This window comes from Myxococcus sp. MH1 (genome assembly GCF_059738865.1).
On sequence record NZ_AP026947.1, the window covers coordinates 8,617,576 to 8,635,582 of the forward strand.

The window sequence follows — 18,007 nt, forward strand, 5'->3', positions numbered from 1 at the left end:
CCGGGCACATAGCACCGGCCCCAAGCCCGGCCCACGCATTAATTGCGGAGGGCCCCGGACGCGCTCAGCCGCGAGGCTTCTTCGGATCCGGCGCCCCCAGGCCGCCACTGCCCTCCGGAGTCGTCGACCCGGGCGTCGAGGCCTCCCGTGGATCATCCGGCGCCCCCCCCACCCCTGGCTCCACCCGGAACGGCTTCGAGCCGAGCCCTCCCGAGTCCTCCCGAACCTCCCGCGCCGCCAGCCGTGGACGCAGCCGTAGCGCCCCTTCCACCGGCGTCACCTCCGGACCTCGTACCTTGGCGCCTGCTGGAGCACCCACCTCCGGCGCCGCCCGGGGCACACGCCTCGACCTCGCCTGCGCGCGAGCCCGTCGCTCCAGGAAGGCCATCACCCGCTCGCGGTGCTCATCCGGATGACGCCGGGGGTCGAACGTGGTGGAGCGGGACTCGATGAGCTTGAGCGCGGCATCCAGCTCGGCCGGTGCCACGCTCGCGCCCGTCAGCTCCAGCTCGGAGAGCTGCTCCTGTGAGACCACCTCGTCCACGGCGTGCAGGGTGGACAGCACGAGCCCCCGAGCGTGGGGCCGCACCAGACACAGGTGGCCCTTCTGATACAGCACCACCCGCCCCACGCCCACGCGTCCCGACACGCGCAGCGCCTCCGTCATCAACGCATACGCCTGCTCCACGCCGCGCGCCGGCACCAGGTGGTACGAGGTGTCCAGCAGCAAGGGGTCCACCTCCACCGGGTCCACGAACTCCTCCAGCGCGATGACCCGGCTCGACACCGGGTCCAGCGCGTCCAGCTCACCGCTCGTCACGGTGACCTGCCGGCCGTCCTCCAGCGTGTACCCCCGCACCACGTGCTCGAGCGGCACCTCCTCGCCATCGGCGGAGCACACCCGCTTGTTCTGGATGCGGGCGCCGTCCGCGTCGTGAATCAGGTGGAAGCGGGCCTGCCGGGAAGAGACGGCGCCGTGCAGCCGTACCGGGAGCGTCACCAGCCCGAAGCTCAGCGAGCCCACCCAGACCGGACGAGCCATGTCGACCTCCTCGCGGTGTCACCCACGACCGACACCCCACGCATCAAACGTCGATGGCCTCCGACACCGCCGCAAGGCTCGCACGCACCACCGGAGGGCACGCGAGCCGCGCGACGCCCGAGCGACGCGGGTCCGTTGTCGGTCGGAAGCGTCACGAGGGGCTTGCCGTGGAGGCGGACGCTGCCCAAGAGTCCGGGCAGTCAGTCGCTCTCTCAACGCATCAACCGGTCAAGAAAGGCGCATTCGGTCATGCAGCGGATTCTCTCGGCGGTATGGAGCCTCGCCCTCGTCATGGGCGTGACGACGGGCTGCACCACGCAGCGCGTCCAGGCGGAGAAGGCTCTCGCGAAGACCTTCATCTCGGATGAGCAGGAGGAGGAGATCGGTCAGCAGGTGAAGAAGGAGCTCGAGCAGAAGGAGAAGATCAAATACGTCGAGGACCCGACCATCGTCGAGTACGTGCGGGGCCTGTCCGCGCCCATCCTCAAGCAGGCCACCAAGGACCGGCCTGGGGTGAAGTGGAAGATCAACGTCATCGACGACCCGAAGACCGTCAACGCCTTCGCGACGCCCGGCGGCTACCTCTACGTCTACACGGGCCTCATCCTCGCCTCGGACACGGAGGCGGAGCTGGCGGGCGTCATGGCCCACGAGGCGGGCCACGTGGTCGGCCGCCACTCGGCGCGCGCCATGGTCAACCAGATGGGCATCCAGACCGTCACCCAGCTCGCCCTGGGGCAGAACCCCGGCGCCGCCGCGCAGGTGGCCGCGCAGCTGGTGGGCGGCGGCGCGCTGCTCGCGCACAGCCGCAGCGAGGAGCTGGAGGCGGACGAGTTCGGCGCGCGCTACTCGTCCGGCGCAGGCTTCGACCCCAAGGGCCTCATCACCTTCTTCCAGAAGCTCCAGGCGCAGGGCGGTGACACGCCGGGCGTCATGAAGTGGCTGAGCACCCACCCCACCAACCGGCAGCGCATCGGCGACCTGGAGAAGTATATCAAGGAGAAGAACCTGCGCGGCACCAACAACAGCCCGGGCCAGCTGCCCGCCATCAAGCAGAAGCTGGGCGCGCGCTAGCCCCGGGCGTCGTCAGTGCAGCGTGGAGGGCGGAGGCTGCTGCTCCGCCGCGGAGGGCTCGGGGGACTTCCCCCGGGCCACGCGCCGACGCCAGCGCCAGAAGGCCATCTTCGAGCGCTTCGCGCTGGCGGCGCTCTTGGCGGCCCCCGGCGTCTTGAGGGGCGGCTCGGCGGGCGCGGGCTCGTCGAAGTCGCGCGCGCCCTTCTCCTTCCCCTCCGCGGAGGCGTGCTCGAGGATGGCGTTGATCTCCCCGCCCAGGATGAACACCAGCCCGGAGATGTAGAGCCACAAGAGCAGCACCACCACGCCACCGATGGAGCCGTAGGTGACGTTGTACTTGCCGAAGTGCTCCACGTACTGCGTGAAGCCCCACGTGCTCCCCATCCACGCCAGCGTGCCCAGGATGGAGCCGGGGGTGATGTACTTGAAGCGCTGCTTCACGTCCGGCAGCAGGTAGTAGCAGAGCGACACCACCAGCATCACCAGGCCCGCGGTGAAGGGCCAGCGCGCCCAGGACCACACCAGGTAGAACGCCTCCTCCACCTGCAGCCGCGTCGCGAGCCACGCCCCCAGCCGCCCGCCCAGGAGGAACACCGCGAAGGACAGCGGAATCAGCAGCGTGCCCACCAGCGTCACCACCACCGCCAGGCCCTGCGTCTTCCACACGGGCCTCGACTCGGGCACGTCGTAGGCCAGGTTGAGCGCCTTGCGCAGGGCGTCCGCGCCGCGTGACGCCGACCACAGGGCGAGCACGAGACCCACGGTGAGCAGCCGGGGCCGGGGCTGGTCCACCAGCGCCGTCAGGTGCTGCGTCACAAGGCCCAGGGCGTCGCCGGGCACCAGCGGGCGGAGGCGCTCCAGCATCGCGTCCACCGCGCCGGGCGCGAACGGCAGGTACGCCACCAGCGTGACGAGGAAGAACAGGAAGGGGAACAGCGAGAACAGCAGGTAGTAGGAGAGCTGCGCCGCGATGTCCGTGACGGTGTCTTCCTGGAACTCCTTCACGAAGCGCCGCGCGAACTCGCGCCACGTGAGGTACTTGAGCCGTGGCAGCCGCATCCTTCCCTCCTCGCTCCCCACTCTCGGGTAACGGAAGGTGGGGTGCGTGACGCCTTTCGGCAGCAGGCGGCCGGCCGAGCCCTCGCCCTGCTAGACGACGTTCGGCGGGAGGTATCTGCCCAACAGTGGACGAAGCCGCGCGCGGACCTCGTCGGGGATGCGGGAGCGCTCGGTCCACAGCGCCATGGCCAGCGCGGAGTCACACCGGCAGGTGACGGGCGTCTCGGCGATGCGCGAGAGCGCGCGGCGGATGAGGGCGGCGCCCTTGGAGGTGACGGCCTGCACGTTGTGCGACAGCCGCGCCAGGAGGGCCTCGTGCTCCTGGCCCTCAGGAGGCGACTGCCAGGAGTCGTAGTCGGTGGGCAGCGCCACCAGGGCGTAGTGCAGCTCCGCCTCCCGGGCCAGCCGCGCCTCGGGCATGGCCGTCATGCCCACCAGGTCCCCGCCCCAGGTGCGGTACAGCAGGCTCTCCGCGCGGGTGCTGAGCGCGGGGCCCTCGATGCAGACATACGTGGCCTGGGTGGCCACCACGGCGTTGGAGGCGAGGGCGGCGTTGGACAGCGCCTTGCGCAGCGTCGCGCAGAAGGGCTGCCCCAGCTCCACGTGCACGGCCACGTCGTCGTAGAAGGTGCAGGGGCGCCGGTAGGTCCGGTCGATGACCTGGTCCGGCACGACGAGCTGCATCGGCGGCAGGTGCTCCTGGAGGCTGCCCACGGTGCTGGTGGAGAGCACGTGCGTGACGCCCAGCTGCTTCAGCGCGAACAGGTTGGCGCGGTAGGGGGCGCGGGTGGCGTTGAAGAGGTGGCCCTGGCCGTGGCGTGGAACGTAGACGACGGAGACGCCGTCCAACTCCCCGGAGAACAGCGGCCCCGCATGGGGACCGAAGGGCGTTTCGAGGGTGTGGGTCTCCAGACGACCATTGAACCCCAGGAGGTGTTCCAGACCATGGCTCCCGATGATGCCCACCCTGACAGCCATGTTCCTCCTTGGGCGCTCCGGCCGCGCTCCCCGGACCATACCGCGCCCCCCTGGCGCCGGGAGGCACGAAGACTGGTAGTTTTCGCAATTGCCATGCGTTCCCTTCCCGTCCTGCTCCTGGTGCTCGCCGCCAGCCCCGTCAGCGCCCAGCGCGGCACCGTCCCCTCCGGCTGTCAGGAGGACTACGCCACCTGCAAGGAGGACTGTTCCATCGAGTACGGCGGCAGCGGCCGCACGCTCAAGAAGCTCACCCAGTGCCTCTCCATCTGCACGGAGAACCGCGAGGAGTGCAGCGACCGGCACTCGGCGATTCGAGGGCTGCCGTCGGGCGTGGTGGCGGACGAGCCGCGTCGCCCGTCGCGCCGTCCGGGCAAGCCGGTGAACCGAGAGGAGGACCCGTTCGGTGACGCCAACTCCAGCTCGGAGCCCCGGCGCACCACCAACCGCGAGGAGGACCCGTTCGGCGACGCGCGTCCGGAGCGTCCGCCCGGGCCGCGAGGTGCGTACCGCTCGCCCGACGAGATTCCCGCCGAGGACACGAGCCCGCCCAAGGAGCCGACGCCCGCGCCGCTCGACACGTCGCCGCCTCCGCCGCCGGTGTCTCGGCAGGGCGTCTATCGCGCGTCGGACTCCGAGCCGAAGCCCACACCGGAGCCCTCGGCGGACATCTCCGATGACCTGGAGCCGCTGGACGCGCCGCCCGCGCCCACGCCCACCGCCGCGACCAGGCCGTCGCCGCGCTCGGAGCCCGCCCGGACCGAGGCCCCGGCCGCCCCGCGGACCGAGGAGAAGAAAGACCCGCTGCTCGACGACGAGCCCGCGCCGGCGCCCGCGCCCACCGCGAAGAAGGCGCCGCCTGCCGCACCCGCGGCGCCTCCGCGCCCCAAGCCGCCGCCGGACCCCAAGTACGACATCTCCGAGTGGGACCCGAACGGGGACTGATTCGGACGGCGAGGTTCGTGTCCGCGTCCAGGCTCGGACGAATGTTCCAGCGATGAAGGGGAGTCCGTGCGCAGCGACGACGTGCGCACAGACTTCACGTTGCTCGCACACGTCGCGCGGCGTTAAGGCCGGCTCGCTACTCCACACCCCTGAGGAGCCGTTGCATGCGAGTCGCGATGAAGTGGTTGTTGGCTTGGAGCTGGCTGGCCCTGCTGGCCGCGTGTGGCGACAAGGCCCCGCACGATGATTTCGACACCGGACAGGACGCCATCCTGCCCGACGCGCGGACCCTGCCCTGCGCCACGCTCCAGTTCGAGCGCGGCGCCCTCCCCTCGGGACAGAGCGGCCAGGGGCTCAACACCCAGACCTTGTCCGGAACGCAGGACCGCTGGGCCGAGTACGTCGAGTTCGCGCCGAACAGCTCCGCCACGTGCACCTATCCGCTGCCCACGGGCGTGAGCGCGGACAGCGTCGTCGCGGCCGAGGTCGGCGTGAACTACCGGGGCCCCGCGAAGGCGCAGATGCGCTGGGTCATCGAGGCCTGGGACTACTCGACGAACAGCTGGGCCCTGGTGGGTGACAACACCTTCGCGCAGTCGTGGCGCTGGACGGCCACGTCGCTGGCCCTGCCCACGCCCGCGCGCTTCCTGTCCGGCGGCCCGGTGAAGCTGCGCTACCGCACGGACTCCACCGCGGATGCGTCGCTGCTGGACCTGCTCGTCGTGCGCGTGCAGGTGGCGGCGAGCGACGCGGGCACGCCCACCGACGCGGGGACTCCGACGGACGCGGGCACGCCCACCGACGCGGGGACTCCGACGGACGCGGGCACGCAGGTGCCCTGGTCGAACGTGAAGAGCTTCACGTACCAGCTCACCAACTATCCGCAGGGCAAGCTCGACGCGATTGCCGCGTCGAAGTTCGACCTGGCCATCGTCGAGCTCGTGCGCGACGGCTCCAGCGGCTACTTCACCGCCGCGGAGATTTCGGCGCTCAAGGCCCGGGGCAAGCAGGTGCTCGCCTACTTCGAGATTGGCGCCATCGAGGAGTACCGCCCCGAGTGGAGCCAGGTGCCCGCGGACCTGAAGCTCGGCCCCGTGTCCGGCTGGCCCGACGAGCAGTACGTGAAGTACTGGGACGAGCGCTGGTGGCCCATCGTCCAGGGCCGCATCGACCGCGCGCTCGCCGCGGGCTTCAACGGCTGCTACCTCGACATGGTCGTCACGTACGAGGAGATTCCCGCCAACTCCGCCGGCACCAACCGCGCCGACCTCGCGCGGAAGATGGTGGCCCTCATCGCGCGCATCAACACGTACGCGAAGGCGCGCAACCCGGACTTCAAGGTGGTGCCGCAGAACTCGCCGGAGCTCGTCGACGACCCGGCCTACCTGCCCGCCATCGACGGGCTGGGCATGGAGGACATGTACTGGTCCGACGACGTGGCCTGCGACGAGGGCTGGTGCGAGGAGAACCGCACCAACGCCGCTCGCGTGCGCGCCGCGGGCAAGCTGGTGCTGTCCACCGACTACGCCACGCAGTCCGCCCATGTCGCGGATGCGTACACCCGCTCGCGCGCCGCGGGCTTCGTGCCCTACGTCACCGTGCGCGCGCTGGACCGCGTGACGGTGAACGCGGGATGGGACCCGCAGTAGTCACCCCCCGTGGGAACACCGCGCCTCGGGAAGTGCCCACGAGGCGCGGTGTCGTGCTTCAGCGCTCCCAGCGGAACACCGCCTCGAGCGGCTTGCCGAAGACCTCCGCGATGCGGAACGCCGTCTCCAGGCTGGGCGAGTACTTGCCCGCCTCAATCGCGGCAATCGTCTGACGCGTGAGGCCCACCTTCTCGCCCAGCGCGGCCTGCGTCATCTCGCCCGCGAGGAAGCGCAGCGTGCGGATTTCGTTGGTCAGCCGAGGCTCAGGCACGCAAGCCCCTGCGGTAGCCCGACACCGTCAGGCCCGTGTGCACCAGCTCCGCGATGACGATGGCGAGAATCGCCGCGTTCGCCACCTTCCAGCCACTGGCGCCGAACGGCATGATGCAGCCGACGAGAATCATCCCGCCCATCAACACGTAGTACGCGACGGACGCGGAGCGATGCGCGATGGCCCGGTCGCGCTCGTCGGGCCCGGTCCTCTCGCCCGGTGCCCGACGCATCCGGCCGACAATCGCCGAGACACCGAGCACCACGCCCTGGAACACCGCCGACGCGGTCAGCATGATGATCTGCGACCAGAACGTGAGCTCACCCCGCGCGTCCAGCACCGCGACCGCGGTGAAGTACGTCCCGTAGCTGACGACGAGCAACACCAGGAACACCCACGCGAACCGCTCCCGGGACGACATCTGCGTCTCCATGAACCGCTCCCTTCACGTACCGCACAATGTTAAGCATTCAAGACTCTATGTCAAGAATGCCTAACATCCCTCCAAAGGCCCCGTCGGCACCGCGAAAGCGAGGCACGAAAGAAAAAGGTCCTCAGGTCGCGGGACGGTCCGTCGTGGGAGCGAGGACCGGCGGCTTCGTCACGGCCGTCTGGGTGAGCCGCACGCCCGCGAGCACCAGCACGCCGCCCACGGCGATCTCCCAGTGCAGGGCCTCATCCAGCAGCGCCCACGCGGCCAGCGCCGTGGCGGCGGGCTGGAGGTTGGAGAAGATGGCCACCTTCGACGCCGACACCTTCGACAGCGCGTAGTACCAGAGCACGTACGCGACCACCGACGTCAGCAGGCCCAGGTACACGATGCAGCCCTTCGCGAGCGTGCTCGTGGCCACGAGCGCCTCCGGGTTCGCGACGAACGGCGCGAACGGCAGCATCATCACCGTGGCCATCGTCATGCACCACGCGGTGGCGCGCAGCGGCCCATGGATGGCGACGAAGGGCTTGCCCTCCGTCGTGTAGACCACCCACGCCATCACCGCGCAGAGGATGAGCAGGTCGCCCGTCAGCGAGCCGCGCGCCTCCGCGAGCCCTCGGCCGAGCAGCAGCACCACCACGCCCACGAAGGCCACGGCGATGCCCGCGAGCGTCCGCGTCGAGGCACGCTCCTGTCCTCGCGCGAGGCTGAGCACGTACACGCCCAGCGGCATGAGCGAATACAAGAGCGCGCCGTGCGCGGCGGTGGAGCGCGACAGCCCCGTGAAGAAGAACAGCTGGTTCACCGGGCCCGCCATCAGCCCGAGGAACAGGATGCGGCCCCAAGCGTTTCGCGGAGGAAGCTTGGGCCCGGGCACCAGCGCCAGCAGCGCGACGAACACGAGCCCGCTGAGCATGAAGCGCCAGAACACCACCGTGAGCGGCGGCAGCTCCGCCATGGCGCGCTTCGCGGCGAGGTACGTCCCCGCGCTGATGAGCACCTGGATGAGGAGGGCGGCGTAGACGCCGCGCAGCGAAGGCGTGGAGGAGTTCAGGGGACCAGCTGGCGCAGTGCCCATTGCGCCGCGCTACGTACCAATTCGCTCGAATCGTCGCTGAGCTTTTCGAGCAGGTGCCGCGCGTCCGCCTGTCTGGCCACCCCCAGCGCGTACACGGCGTTGCGGCGCAGCACGTCGTAGCGTGCGCGCGCCAGCGCCGTCCCCGGGATGAGCTGCTCGTACTGCTCCGTCGTCAGCCCCGCCAGCTCCAGCGTGCCCAGCTCCGCCACCGCGCGAGGCGCGAAGCGTGGGTGCTCCGCGAACACAGGCTTGCGGTTCAACGGACACACCTGCTGACAGATGTCGCACCCGAAGATGAGGTTGTTGAACTTGAAACGAAATGGCTCGGGCACCTCGCGCTCGCGGTTCTCGATGGTCTGGTAGGAAAGACACGCTCCCGCGTTCACCTGGCTGTTGCCCACCAGCGCGCCCGTGGGACACGACACGAGACACCGACGACACGCGCCGCACCGGTCCGCCGTGGGGCCGTCCGCGTATTCGTCCACCTCCGCATCGATGACGAGCGTGGCCAGCAGCACCCACGAGCCGAAGGGCTCGGTGATGAAGCACCCGTTCTTGCCCACGTAGCCCAGGCCCGCGCGCGCGGCCCACACCTTCTCCATCAGCGGGCCGCTGTCCACGCTCCCGTACGTGCCCAGCCCCGGGGCCATCTGGATGATGGCCTTGCGGAACGCCTTCATCCGGTCGCGCAGCGTGGAGTGGTAGTCGCGCCCCCGCGCGTACCGGGCGATGGGCGAGCCCTTCGACGGCTCCTCGTCGCGGTAGTAGTTGTTGACGAAGGAGATGACCGTCTTCGCGCCCGGCAGGAGACGGCCGACGTCCAGGCGTTCCTCCGCCCGCTCGCCCATCCAGTCCATGTCCGCCGCGTAGCCCGCCTCCAGCCAGCTCAGGAGGAAGCGCGGCTCGATGGGCTCCGCGCGGGCGAAGCCCACCAGGTCGAAGCCCACCGAGCGGGCGAGGTCACGAAGCGGAGCGGTGGGGAGCAAGAAGACGCCTTGAAGAGACTAGGACTCGGACGGCTTCTCCGGAATCCACTTCACGTCCTGCACATTCGCGCGGTGGTTCGCCACGCGCGCCATGACGAAGAGCAGGTCGGAGAGCCGGTTGAGGAAGATGACCACGTCCTTGGGAATCGTCCCCTCGCGCAGCAGCGGGACGGCGCGGCGCTCGGCGCGACGGCACACCGTGCGAGCCAGGTGCAGCGCGGCCGCCGCCTGCGTGCCTCCGGGCAGGATGAAGTGCGTCATCTTCGGCAGCTCGCTGTCGAACCGGTCCATGGCGTTCTCCATGTCCGTCACCCAGCTCTCCTTCAGCGGAGGCAGGTGCGAGGCGGCCTTCGCGTCCATGGGCGTCGCCATCACCGCGCCCACGGTGAAGAGCTGGTCCTGCAGCCGGTGGAGCATCGCGTCCAGCTCCGGCGGCGGGGAGAAGCCGCGCACCAGGCCCAGCGTCGCGTTCAGCTCGTCCACCTCGCCGTAGGCATCCACGCGCACGTCATCCTTCGGGACCCGGCCGCCCCCGAATAGACCGGTATCTCCGGCGTCTCCGCGCTTCGTGTAGATTTTCATGTCCGGGCTTCTACCGGCGGGATGCGCCGCGCGTCCAATCCGAAGGACGTGTGTGGACCCAAGTGAGATTGCAGGGTTGCGGGCACTGCGTTTCTTCGTGCTTGCCACTGGGGGCAACGACGCCTAGACGGCTGGGCCCCATGCAGCCCTACCTGAACCTGCTGGACCACGTCCTGAAGCACGGGACGAAGAAGGGCGACCGCACCGGCACGGGCACGCTGAGTGTCTTCGGCCCCCAGCTGCGGTTCGATTTGACGCAGGGGTTTCCGCTCGTCACCACGAAGAAGCTGCACGTGAAGTCCATCCTTCACGAGCTGCTGTGGATTCTCGCGGGTGACACCAACGTGCGCACGCTGCAGGCGCAGGGCGTCACCATCTGGGATGAGTGGGCTGACGCCGAGGGGAAGCTCGGCCCCGTGTATGGACACCAGTGGCGCTCGTGGAGCGCGCCGGACGGGGGCCACATCGACCAGATGAAGGCGCTGGTCGACGGGCTGAAGAAGAACCCGGACTCGCGCCGACACATCGTCAGCGCGTGGAACGTGGCGGACCTGCCGGGCATGAAGCTGCCGCCGTGCCACGTGCTCTTCCAGTTCTACGTGGCCGACGGGAAGCTGTCCTGCCAGCTCTACCAGCGCAGCGCGGACCTGTTCCTCGGGCTGCCCTTCAACATCGCCTCGTACTCGGCGCTGACGATGATGGTGGCGCAGGCGACGGGCCTGGTCGCGCACGAGTTCATCCACACGATTGGCGACGCGCACCTGTACCTCAACCACGTGGAGCAGGCCCGCGAGCAGCTCTCGCGCGCGCCGCGTGCGCTGCCGCGATTGAAGCTCAACCCCGAGGTGAAGGACCTCTTCGCATTCCGGTACGAGGACTTCACGCTCGAGGGCTACGAGCCCCACCCCGCCATCAAGGCGCCCGTGGCCGTATGAAGCTGTCGGCCATCGTCGCGCTGGCGTCGAACCGGGTCATCGGCGCGAACAACCAACTGCCGTGGCGACTGCCCGCGGACCTGGCGCGATTCAAGCGGCTCACCATGGGCCACACGCTCGTGATGGGCCGCAAGACGTACGACTCCATCGGCCGTCCGCTGCCGGGGCGTACGTTCATCGTCGTCACGCGGCAGAAGGACTTCGCGCCATCGGGGGTCACGGTGGCGCACTCGGTGGAGGAGGCGCTCCAACAGGCCGAGGCCCGAGGCGACGACGAGGTCTTCATCGCGGGGGGCGCGGACCTGTACGCGCAGACGATGGACCGCATCCAGCGGCTCTACCTCACGCGAATCGCGCGCGACTACCCGGGTGACACATTCTTCCCCGAGGTGGACCTGTCCGGCTGGCGGCTCATCGAAGAGGACCCGCATCCGGAGTCCGAGCCTCCGTACGCGTTCCTCACCTACGAGCGCTGACGCCGCTGCTCCCTCGTCGAGCAGCGCGGCGTTCCACGTCGGCTTTGTCTCGCTCCCGCGCCGTGCGCACCTGGAACGGCATGCGCACCTCCCTCGGCCCTCGACTCACGCTCAGCCCCTGGCTCCCCGCGCCGCGCCTGCCCTGGCGCGCCGCTTCCCTGCTCGGCGCCACGCTCACCCTCGCCAACACCACCACGCTCGCTCGCCTCTCGCGTCAGCTCGAGGCCCAGCAACGTCAGCGCCGCTTCCGCCCACGCGCCCTGCGCGCGCTCGCCGTCGGAGCCACCGCCATCGGCGCCACCGGCCTGGGCGCGCTCGCCATCGGCGCCGTCTCCATCGGCGCGCTCACCGTGGCCTCGCTCGCCCTCGGCCACCTGCGCGGCGGCGACTGGCGCATCGCCCGGCTCCGCATCCACTCGCTGGAGGTCGAACGGTGGACAGCCCTGGGCAACCCCGCCCCCATTCCGGGCCTTCCGACTCCCGCCTGAAGTCCCCATCTTGAGATTGAGTCGCAGAATTGAAACGACCGGGCCCCGCTGGTAGACGGGACGCATGAATCATGTGGTCCGCGTCGTCCTCGTCCTGCTCTTCATGGTGCCCGGGTCGGCCTTCGCCGCCGAGAGCGGCGCGGAGGAGCGGACCTGGCATCGGCTGGTGGGAATCCTCCAGTACCTGGAGGCGGACTACCCGGCCGCCATCGAGTCCCAGTCCGCGTTCGAGCTGGAGGAGCAGAAGAGCTTCGCGGCGGAGGCGGTGTCCGCGGCGCGGGAGCTGGGTGCGCAGGCCTCGGTCTTCGTCCCCCGCGTGAAGGCCATCCAGGCGCGCGTGGACCAGTCGCAGGACCCGGAGGGCGTCAGCCGCGACTGCGGCGCGCTGGTGCAGGACCTGGTGCTCGTCGGTGGACTCGCGCGCAGCCCCCGTCACCCGCCGGACCTCCAGCGCGGCGCCGAGCTCTTCCAGACGAACTGCGCGGCCTGCCACGCCGCGGACGGCAGCGCCAACCTGCCCATCGCCGCGACGATGGAGCCCGCGCCCGCCAACTTCCAGGACGCGGAGCTGATGGGCGGCCTCACGCCCTACAAGGCGTTCAACACCACCAGCTTCGGCGTGCCGGGCACCGCCATGCCCGCCTTCCCCACGCTCACCGAGGACGAGCGCTGGTCGCTCGCGTTCTTCGCCTTCACCCTGCGCCTGCCCCCGTGCGAGGGGACGCCTCCGCGCGCGTCGCTGGAGCGGCTGGCGAACGCCACCGACGACGAGCTGGTGAAGGACTTCGGCGCCGACAAGCTCGCGTGCCTGCGTCGGAAGCTGCCCCAGGTGGACGAGGAGCGCTCGCTGATGGCGGCGCGCGACGGCGTGCAGGAGGCCATGCGCCAGGGCGCCGCGGGCAACCCGTCCGCCGCGAAGGCCGCGCTCCTGGATGCGTACCTCAACGGGCTGGAGCCGGTGGAGCCCAAGCTGACCTCGCGCGACTCCGCGCTGGTGCTCAAGCTGGAGCAGGGCTTCCTCAAGGCGCGACTGGCGGCGGAGACCAGCAGCCCCAGGTTGCAGGACGAGGGGCGCGAGCTGATTGCGCTGCTCGACCAGGCGCGCCGGGACAGCGGCAGCGCGGCGGACCTGGTGTCCACGCTGTGGCTCACCGTGTTCATCCTGCTGCGCGAGGGCTTCGAGGCGGCCATCATCGTCGCCGCGCTGCTGGCGGCCCTGAAGAAGATGAAGGCCACCGAGCACGTGCGCGTGGTGCACGCCGGCTGGATGTCCGCGCTGGTGGTGGGCGCCATCGCCTACGTGCTGGGCCGCCACCTGCTGGCTGGCGCCGAGCGCGAGTGGATGGAGGGCGTGGCCGCGCTCGTGGCCGTGGGCATGCTGCTGTACGCGGCGCTGTGGCTCAACGCGCGCTCCAACATGAGCCAGTTCATGGGGGAGCTGCGCGAGAAGATGAAGGGTGCGCTGGGGCGAGGCAGCCTGTTCGGCCTGTTCCTCATCGCCTTCACCGCCGTGCTGCGCGAGAGCTTCGAGACCGCCATCTTCCTGCAGGGCCTGGCGCTGGACTCGCCCGCAGGCGTGGCGTGGGGCGCGCTGGTGGGCTCGGTGGCGCTGGTCATCCTGGTGCTCTTCATCAACCGGCTCGGCTTCCGGTTGCCCATGAAGACGCTCTTCAACATCTCCACGGTGGTGCTCGTCGTCACCGCGGTGATGCTGCTGGGCAAGGGCCTGCACTCGCTGCAGGAGGTGGGCGCGCTGCCGCTCTATCCGGTGAGCTTCGTCACCATCGACCTGTTGGGCATCTATCCGGACCTGCTCTCGCTCGTGCCCCAGGTGCTCCTGGCCGCCGCGCCGCTGGCCCTGGTGCTGCTGCGTCGGCGGGCCCGTCCCGAGCGCGTCACCGAGGTGTCCGCCAGTTGACGCGACGAGTACCCCAGCCTTGCGGTAGCGTGTGCGGGTGAGGCTTTCGCGCGCGCATCCTGTCCTCCTGGTGGGCCTGCTCCTTCTGAGCACGGGCCCCGCGTGGGGTCAGCACGTCTCCGAGGACGAGCCCGCGAAGCGCCCCGCGCCCGAGCTGACGCCTCCTCCACTCGTCCCCGTGTCCCCTGGCGACAGGACCGACTCGGACGAGGACGACGACGAGGGCTCGAGCGGACGGACGCAGGACACGCCCCCGGACGACTCGGGGACGCAGGTGGCGGAGGAGGCCCGGCCCAGCCGCAAGGCGGCCGTGGAGGACCCGGTCCCGCGCATCGCGGTGGAGTTCGTGGGAGGCACCGCGGGAGGCATCGCGGGCGGCGCGGTGGGGCTCGTGGTCGGCTACCTGCTGGGCGCGCCCACCGTGGGCTGTGACGAGTGCAACGTCGTCTCGCTGGTGGGCGGGCTCACCGGCGTCGTCATCGGCGTGCCCGCGGGGACGTGGGCGGGCGGACGGCTGATGGACGGCAAGGGCACCATCCTCGCCACTGTCGGAGGGAGCCTCGTGGGCTGGGGTGGTGCGCTGCTGGGATCGCTCGTGCTCGGGGCCGACGACGACAAGGCCGTCTCCGCGCTGCTGCTCTTCCTGCCCGTCATCGGCGCCACCACGGGCTACGAGCTGTCGCACCAGTCGCACTCGGCCGTGAAGCCCGTGGCGCCCACGCGCGCGGACACCGGCGTGCGGCTGATGCCCGTGGCCGGGATGACCGAGCACGGGCCCCGCTTCGGTCTCATCGGGCGTTTCTAGAAACCCCTCACACGAACCACGCCCAGGGGGCTGCTCGAGCAGGATGGATGCGCGCATCCAGGCGCGACCTCCACACGAACCGCACCCGATGCGCCGCCGAGAGCAACCGCGCACCTGAGACGGGCGGCGAGCCCCGAAGCAGATGCACTGGGGATGCATCAACCTCGACCGGCGAGAATGACCGAGCACGGACCCGCTTCGGTCTCCTCGGGCGCATCTAGCAGCACCTTCGGGCACGTCCCGCCGAACTCGAAGCACGCCTCCAGAGGCCCCCTTCCAAACGAGCCTCACCACGGCCCGCGGTGAGTGCCCGACGATGCCTCGCGCCTAGCTCCCCTGTCGGAAGTAGCGAGCCGACTCCTCGCGCACGCGGCCCTCGGCCACCAGCTTCTCCAGCGTGGCCAGCGCGCTGCGCTCCGCCACCGGGTGCATCACCGGCGGCGTGTCCGCGTACGCGCGCTCCACCACCTCGGCCAACGAGACGCCGTCCGCGGGCACCGCGTCGAAGATGAGCGCCTCACGCTGCGCGCGGTGGTTCAGGTACTCCTGGAGCTTCGAGGGACCATCCGGCAGCGGCTGCCCATGCGCCGGGTACAGCGTCGTGACGGGCCAGTCGCGCAGCCGCGCGAGCTGCGCCAGGTAGTCGCGCATGTTGCCCTCGGGCGGGTCGATGACGATGGAGCCCACGCCGGCCACCATGTCCCCCACCACCGCCGAGCGACTGCGCTCGTCCACCAGGCACAGGTGTCCCCGCGCATGCCCCGGCGTGTGCAACACGCGCCAGCGCTGCGGCACATCCCCGGCCAGCTCCAGCACCTCGCCATCCTCCAGCAGCCGCTCGACGGGGAAGTCGAGCCACTCCGCCGTCTTCGCATGGCACCAGAGCGGAATCCCCAGTCGCTCCTTCACCGCGCGCGCCCCGCCCACGTGGTCACCGTGGTGATGCGTCAGCACCACCGCCACCGGCTTGCACCCCTCCGCCTTCAGGCTCGACACCAGCGACAACAGCTTCGCGTACTGCTTCACGTCCCCGGAGCCCGGGTCCACCAGCAACAGCTCGCCGTTGCCCAGCACGTACGCGTTCGTGTGCGTCGCCGGAGGCAGCGTGGCCGTCTCCAGCGCCACCACGCGCACACCCTTCTGGAACTCGATGCGCTGCGAGATGTACCCAGGGCAGTACGGCGGCGTCAGCAGCCGCGCCCGCGCATCCGCCTCGTCCTTGAACGAGCCCAGCACCTGGAGCGCATGCACCGCCGGAGGATGCAGCAGCGCCGTGCCGTCGTTCCACCGCGCCAGCGCCGCCTCGGGCGCAATCCACGCCCCCTCCGACAGCTCGCCCGGCCACAGCTCCGCGCGCGCCTTGGGCGGCAGCTCCACCAGGTAGAAGTGCGTGTCGAAGCGCACCGGCACCGACGGCGGCGTGATCCACCGCCCCGCGCCCCGGAAGTCGTCCGCGCGCAGCGCCAGTCCCTCCGCGTGCAGCAACTCACCCCACCCGAGCTTCCCCGCGAGCAACGCCTTGCGCAGGGCGTCCAGCTTCTCCTGCGAGAGCGCCTCGGCGCCCTCGGCCACCAGCACGCCCGCCTCCTCGAACAGCTCGCGCGCCGCCGCCGAGCGCAGCGCGGCCTCCTCGCCCGTGACACCCCGCACCGGCACCTGCGCGTCCGCCGCGTCCAGCTTCCCACCGGGGAACGCATAGAAGCCGCCGGCGAAGGCCAGCGCCTTGCCGCGCTTCACCCAGTACACCTCCACGCCCGCGCCCACGCGGCGGTACAACAACGCCACGGCCGAGCCCCTGGGCTCACTGGGGACATGCTGCAGGTCCAGGCCGAGGCCCAGACCGGGGAGTCGCTCGCTCATGTTCGCACCGTCTGGCCCAACAGCTGGCCCATCAGCTCGTGCGCCGCGGCCGACTGGTCCGGCCTCACATAAAGCCGGGTGAGGCGCACCGCGCCACTGTAGCGCTGATACAGCGGCGTGTAGCGCGCCACCTCCGTCAGCCGACCCGTCGAGGCGTCGACGATGAAGAGGCTCGGCCCCGTGCTCGAGGGCCCCGAGGCGTACTTGCTGAGCACATTCACCGACTCGACGACGTAGTGCTCGAAGCCCGACGAGACGAGTGCGCTGCGCAGCACGTCCAGGTCATACCCGGCGTCGCGCTCGGTGAACTGCGCCAGCAGCTTGAAGCCCTGCCGCGTGATGATGCGCTGGGCCCACCGGTTGCGCGAGCGGCGCAGCGTGTACCAGAGCGCCGAGTCGTCACAGAGCAGGAACGCCTCCGGGTCCGAGGGAATCTCGAACTCGCCCGGCGACTCCTCGTAGTAGCGCCGCAGCATGTAGTCGAAGCTCACCGACGTGTGGTGCAGATAGACCGACACGAACATGTGGTAGCGGCTGAGCAGGAAGTCCTCGAAGGCGAACGCCGCCGCCCGGCTCAACGCCAGATAGGCGCGCCCGTCCTTCACCGCCGGATTGAGGTTGTTGATGATCCAATCCATGTCGTACCGGCCGTAGTTCACCCCCGTGTAGAAGGAGTCACGCAGCAGGTAGTCCATGCGGTCCGCGTCCAGCTCGCCGGAGACGATGGCGCGCAGCAGGGGCGCCCAGTCCACGCCCTGCCAGGTGAAGCCCGGGTCCTTGGGCGGACGCGCGCCGGTGATCAACGCCACCGCCGCCATGGGGGTGATGCCGAGCCGCCCGAACTCGCGCTCGATGATGGGCGTCAGCGAGCTGTCGAGGAGGATCTTCGCCGTGTAGTCCTCGTGGGTGGCCTGCTCGCCCTCGGCCGCCGAGTCCAGCCAGCCGGGCAGCCGCAGGAGCGAGCGCTTCGGGGCGATGCGCTCGGAGGCGTGCGACAGCGGCATGTGCCCCAGGTCATGACACAGCACGGCCAGACGCACCGCGGTGGAGAAGCGCTCGCGCACGTCGTCGGGCAGCGTGGAGCGCGAGGCCACCGCGGCGAACACCCGCGCGGCCACGTGCATGGCGCCCAACGAATGGATGTGCCGGGTGTGCGTGGCCCCGGGGAAGGCCAGGTCGCCGAAGCCGAGCTGCCGCACATAGCGAAGCCGCTGGTAGTGCCGGCTGTCGATGACCGCCTTCTCGGCGTCGCTCACCGGGATGGTGCCGTGGATGGGGTCGCGGATGCGCATGATGCCCTTTCCATACTCCTGGATACCCCCACCGGAGGTATTCCACCGTACTTCAAGCCCTGGCGGGAGGTAGCCCAGGAGGTAACCAACCGTCACCTGCGGACTGGGCGAGGACCGAGGGACGTGCTAACCCTCGGCC

At 70.3% G+C, this 18,007-nt stretch carries 18 protein-coding genes; 8 read left to right on the forward strand and 10 right to left on the reverse strand.

Features of this window, described 5'->3' with window-relative positions; translation table 11 throughout:
• Nucleotides 1–64: 64 nt before the first annotated feature.
• The gene (gene ku, locus AC6JA9_RS33935) at nucleotides 65–1,042 is read right to left on the reverse strand and encodes a non-homologous end joining protein Ku (RefSeq protein WP_267699713.1); all 978 of its coding nucleotides are present in this window, start codon (nucleotides 1,040–1,042) and stop codon (nucleotides 65–67) included.
• 249 nt (nucleotides 1,043–1,291) lie between these two features.
• Between ku and AC6JA9_RS33940 the strand changes: the two genes are divergently transcribed.
• On the forward strand, nucleotides 1,292–2,116 hold the full coding sequence (locus AC6JA9_RS33940; protein WP_223748481.1) for a M48 family metallopeptidase: 825 nt from the start codon (nucleotides 1,292–1,294) through the stop codon (nucleotides 2,114–2,116).
• Nucleotides 2,117–2,128: 12 nt separating this feature from the next.
• Here AC6JA9_RS33940 and AC6JA9_RS33945 read toward each other — a convergent pair whose 3' ends face one another.
• Both AC6JA9_RS33945 and AC6JA9_RS33950 read right to left on the reverse strand, forming a co-directional pair.
• Nucleotides 2,129–3,175: a YihY/virulence factor BrkB family protein gene (locus tag AC6JA9_RS33945; protein ID WP_223748480.1), complete on the reverse strand. Its 1,047-nt coding sequence runs from the start codon at nucleotides 3,173–3,175 to the stop codon at nucleotides 2,129–2,131.
• A 90-nt stretch (nucleotides 3,176–3,265) separates the two neighbouring features.
• Nucleotides 3,266–4,153 carry an MTAP family purine nucleoside phosphorylase gene (locus tag AC6JA9_RS33950; protein ID WP_497958392.1) on the reverse strand — a complete coding sequence of 296 codons (888 nt, stop codon included), beginning with the start codon at nucleotides 4,151–4,153 and terminating at the stop codon, nucleotides 3,266–3,268.
• A 93-nt stretch (nucleotides 4,154–4,246) separates the two neighbouring features.
• On the opposite strand from AC6JA9_RS33950, the gene AC6JA9_RS33955 reads away from it, so the two are divergent.
• On the forward strand, nucleotides 4,247–5,095 hold the full coding sequence (locus AC6JA9_RS33955; protein WP_483578599.1) for a hypothetical protein: 849 nt from the start codon (nucleotides 4,247–4,249) through the stop codon (nucleotides 5,093–5,095).
• Nucleotides 5,096–5,259: 164 nt separating this feature from the next.
• Nucleotides 5,260–6,744, forward strand: a complete 1,485-nt coding sequence (locus AC6JA9_RS33960) for an endo alpha-1,4 polygalactosaminidase (protein WP_483578600.1) — start codon at nucleotides 5,260–5,262, stop codon at nucleotides 6,742–6,744.
• Between the two features lie 58 nt (nucleotides 6,745–6,802).
• On the opposite strand, the gene AC6JA9_RS33965 is transcribed toward AC6JA9_RS33960, so the two are convergent.
• From AC6JA9_RS33965 to AC6JA9_RS33985, 5 genes are all read right to left on the reverse strand, one after another.
• On the reverse strand, nucleotides 6,803–7,015 hold the full coding sequence (locus AC6JA9_RS33965) for a helix-turn-helix transcriptional regulator (RefSeq protein ID WP_046715820.1): 213 nt from the start codon (nucleotides 7,013–7,015) through the stop codon (nucleotides 6,803–6,805).
• Nucleotides 7,008–7,448: a hypothetical protein gene (locus AC6JA9_RS33970; protein ID WP_426745239.1), complete on the reverse strand. Its 441-nt coding sequence runs from the start codon at nucleotides 7,446–7,448 to the stop codon at nucleotides 7,008–7,010. The genes AC6JA9_RS33965 and AC6JA9_RS33970 overlap by 8 nt, the downstream gene beginning before the upstream one ends.
• A gap of 121 nt (nucleotides 7,449–7,569) precedes the next feature.
• Entirely contained in the window at nucleotides 7,570–8,526 is a 957-nt protein-coding gene (locus AC6JA9_RS33975) for a DMT family transporter (RefSeq protein ID WP_473570437.1), read from the reverse strand.
• Nucleotides 8,499–9,512, reverse strand: coding sequence for a tRNA epoxyqueuosine(34) reductase QueG (queG, locus tag AC6JA9_RS33980; RefSeq protein ID WP_426745238.1), 1,014 nt, complete (start codon nucleotides 9,510–9,512; stop codon nucleotides 8,499–8,501). The genes AC6JA9_RS33975 and queG overlap by 28 nt, the downstream gene beginning before the upstream one ends.
• A gap of 18 nt (nucleotides 9,513–9,530) precedes the next feature.
• Nucleotides 9,531–10,094 (reverse strand): cob(I)yrinic acid a,c-diamide adenosyltransferase, encoded by a 564-nt coding sequence (locus AC6JA9_RS33985; RefSeq protein ID WP_223748473.1) that lies wholly within the window; start codon nucleotides 10,092–10,094, stop codon nucleotides 9,531–9,533.
• A 140-nt stretch (nucleotides 10,095–10,234) separates the two neighbouring features.
• Here AC6JA9_RS33985 and AC6JA9_RS33990 point away from each other — a divergent pair, with 140 nt between their 5' ends.
• The 5 genes from AC6JA9_RS33990 to AC6JA9_RS34010 all read left to right on the forward strand — a co-directional run bounded on the left by AC6JA9_RS33990 (nucleotide 10,235) and on the right by AC6JA9_RS34010 (nucleotide 14,716).
• Nucleotides 10,235–11,029: a thymidylate synthase gene (locus AC6JA9_RS33990; protein WP_223748472.1), complete on the forward strand. Its 795-nt coding sequence runs from the start codon at nucleotides 10,235–10,237 to the stop codon at nucleotides 11,027–11,029.
• The gene (locus AC6JA9_RS33995; protein WP_426745237.1) at nucleotides 11,026–11,505 is read left to right on the forward strand and encodes a dihydrofolate reductase; all 480 of its coding nucleotides are present in this window, start codon (nucleotides 11,026–11,028) and stop codon (nucleotides 11,503–11,505) included. The genes AC6JA9_RS33990 and AC6JA9_RS33995 overlap by 4 nt, the downstream gene beginning before the upstream one ends.
• A gap of 80 nt (nucleotides 11,506–11,585) precedes the next feature.
• A complete protein-coding gene (locus AC6JA9_RS34000; protein WP_223748470.1) occupies nucleotides 11,586–11,993 on the forward strand; it encodes a hypothetical protein in 408 nt (135 codons plus the stop codon).
• 64 nt (nucleotides 11,994–12,057) lie between these two features.
• Nucleotides 12,058–13,911: an FTR1 family protein gene (locus AC6JA9_RS34005; RefSeq protein ID WP_223748469.1), complete on the forward strand. Its 1,854-nt coding sequence runs from the start codon at nucleotides 12,058–12,060 to the stop codon at nucleotides 13,909–13,911.
• A 37-nt stretch (nucleotides 13,912–13,948) separates the two neighbouring features.
• A complete protein-coding gene (locus AC6JA9_RS34010; RefSeq protein WP_223748468.1) occupies nucleotides 13,949–14,716 on the forward strand; it encodes a GlsB/YeaQ/YmgE family stress response membrane protein in 768 nt (255 codons plus the stop codon).
• Between the two features lie 327 nt (nucleotides 14,717–15,043).
• On the opposite strand, the gene AC6JA9_RS34015 is transcribed toward AC6JA9_RS34010, so the two are convergent.
• A complete protein-coding gene (locus AC6JA9_RS34015; RefSeq protein ID WP_497958393.1) occupies nucleotides 15,044–16,576 on the reverse strand; it encodes an MBL fold metallo-hydrolase in 1,533 nt (510 codons plus the stop codon).
• On the reverse strand, nucleotides 16,573–17,868 hold the full coding sequence (locus tag AC6JA9_RS34020; RefSeq protein ID WP_223748466.1) for an HD domain-containing protein: 1,296 nt from the start codon (nucleotides 17,866–17,868) through the stop codon (nucleotides 16,573–16,575). Before AC6JA9_RS34020 ends, AC6JA9_RS34015 begins: the two co-directional genes overlap by 4 nt.
• Nucleotides 17,869–18,007 lie beyond the last annotated feature (139 nt).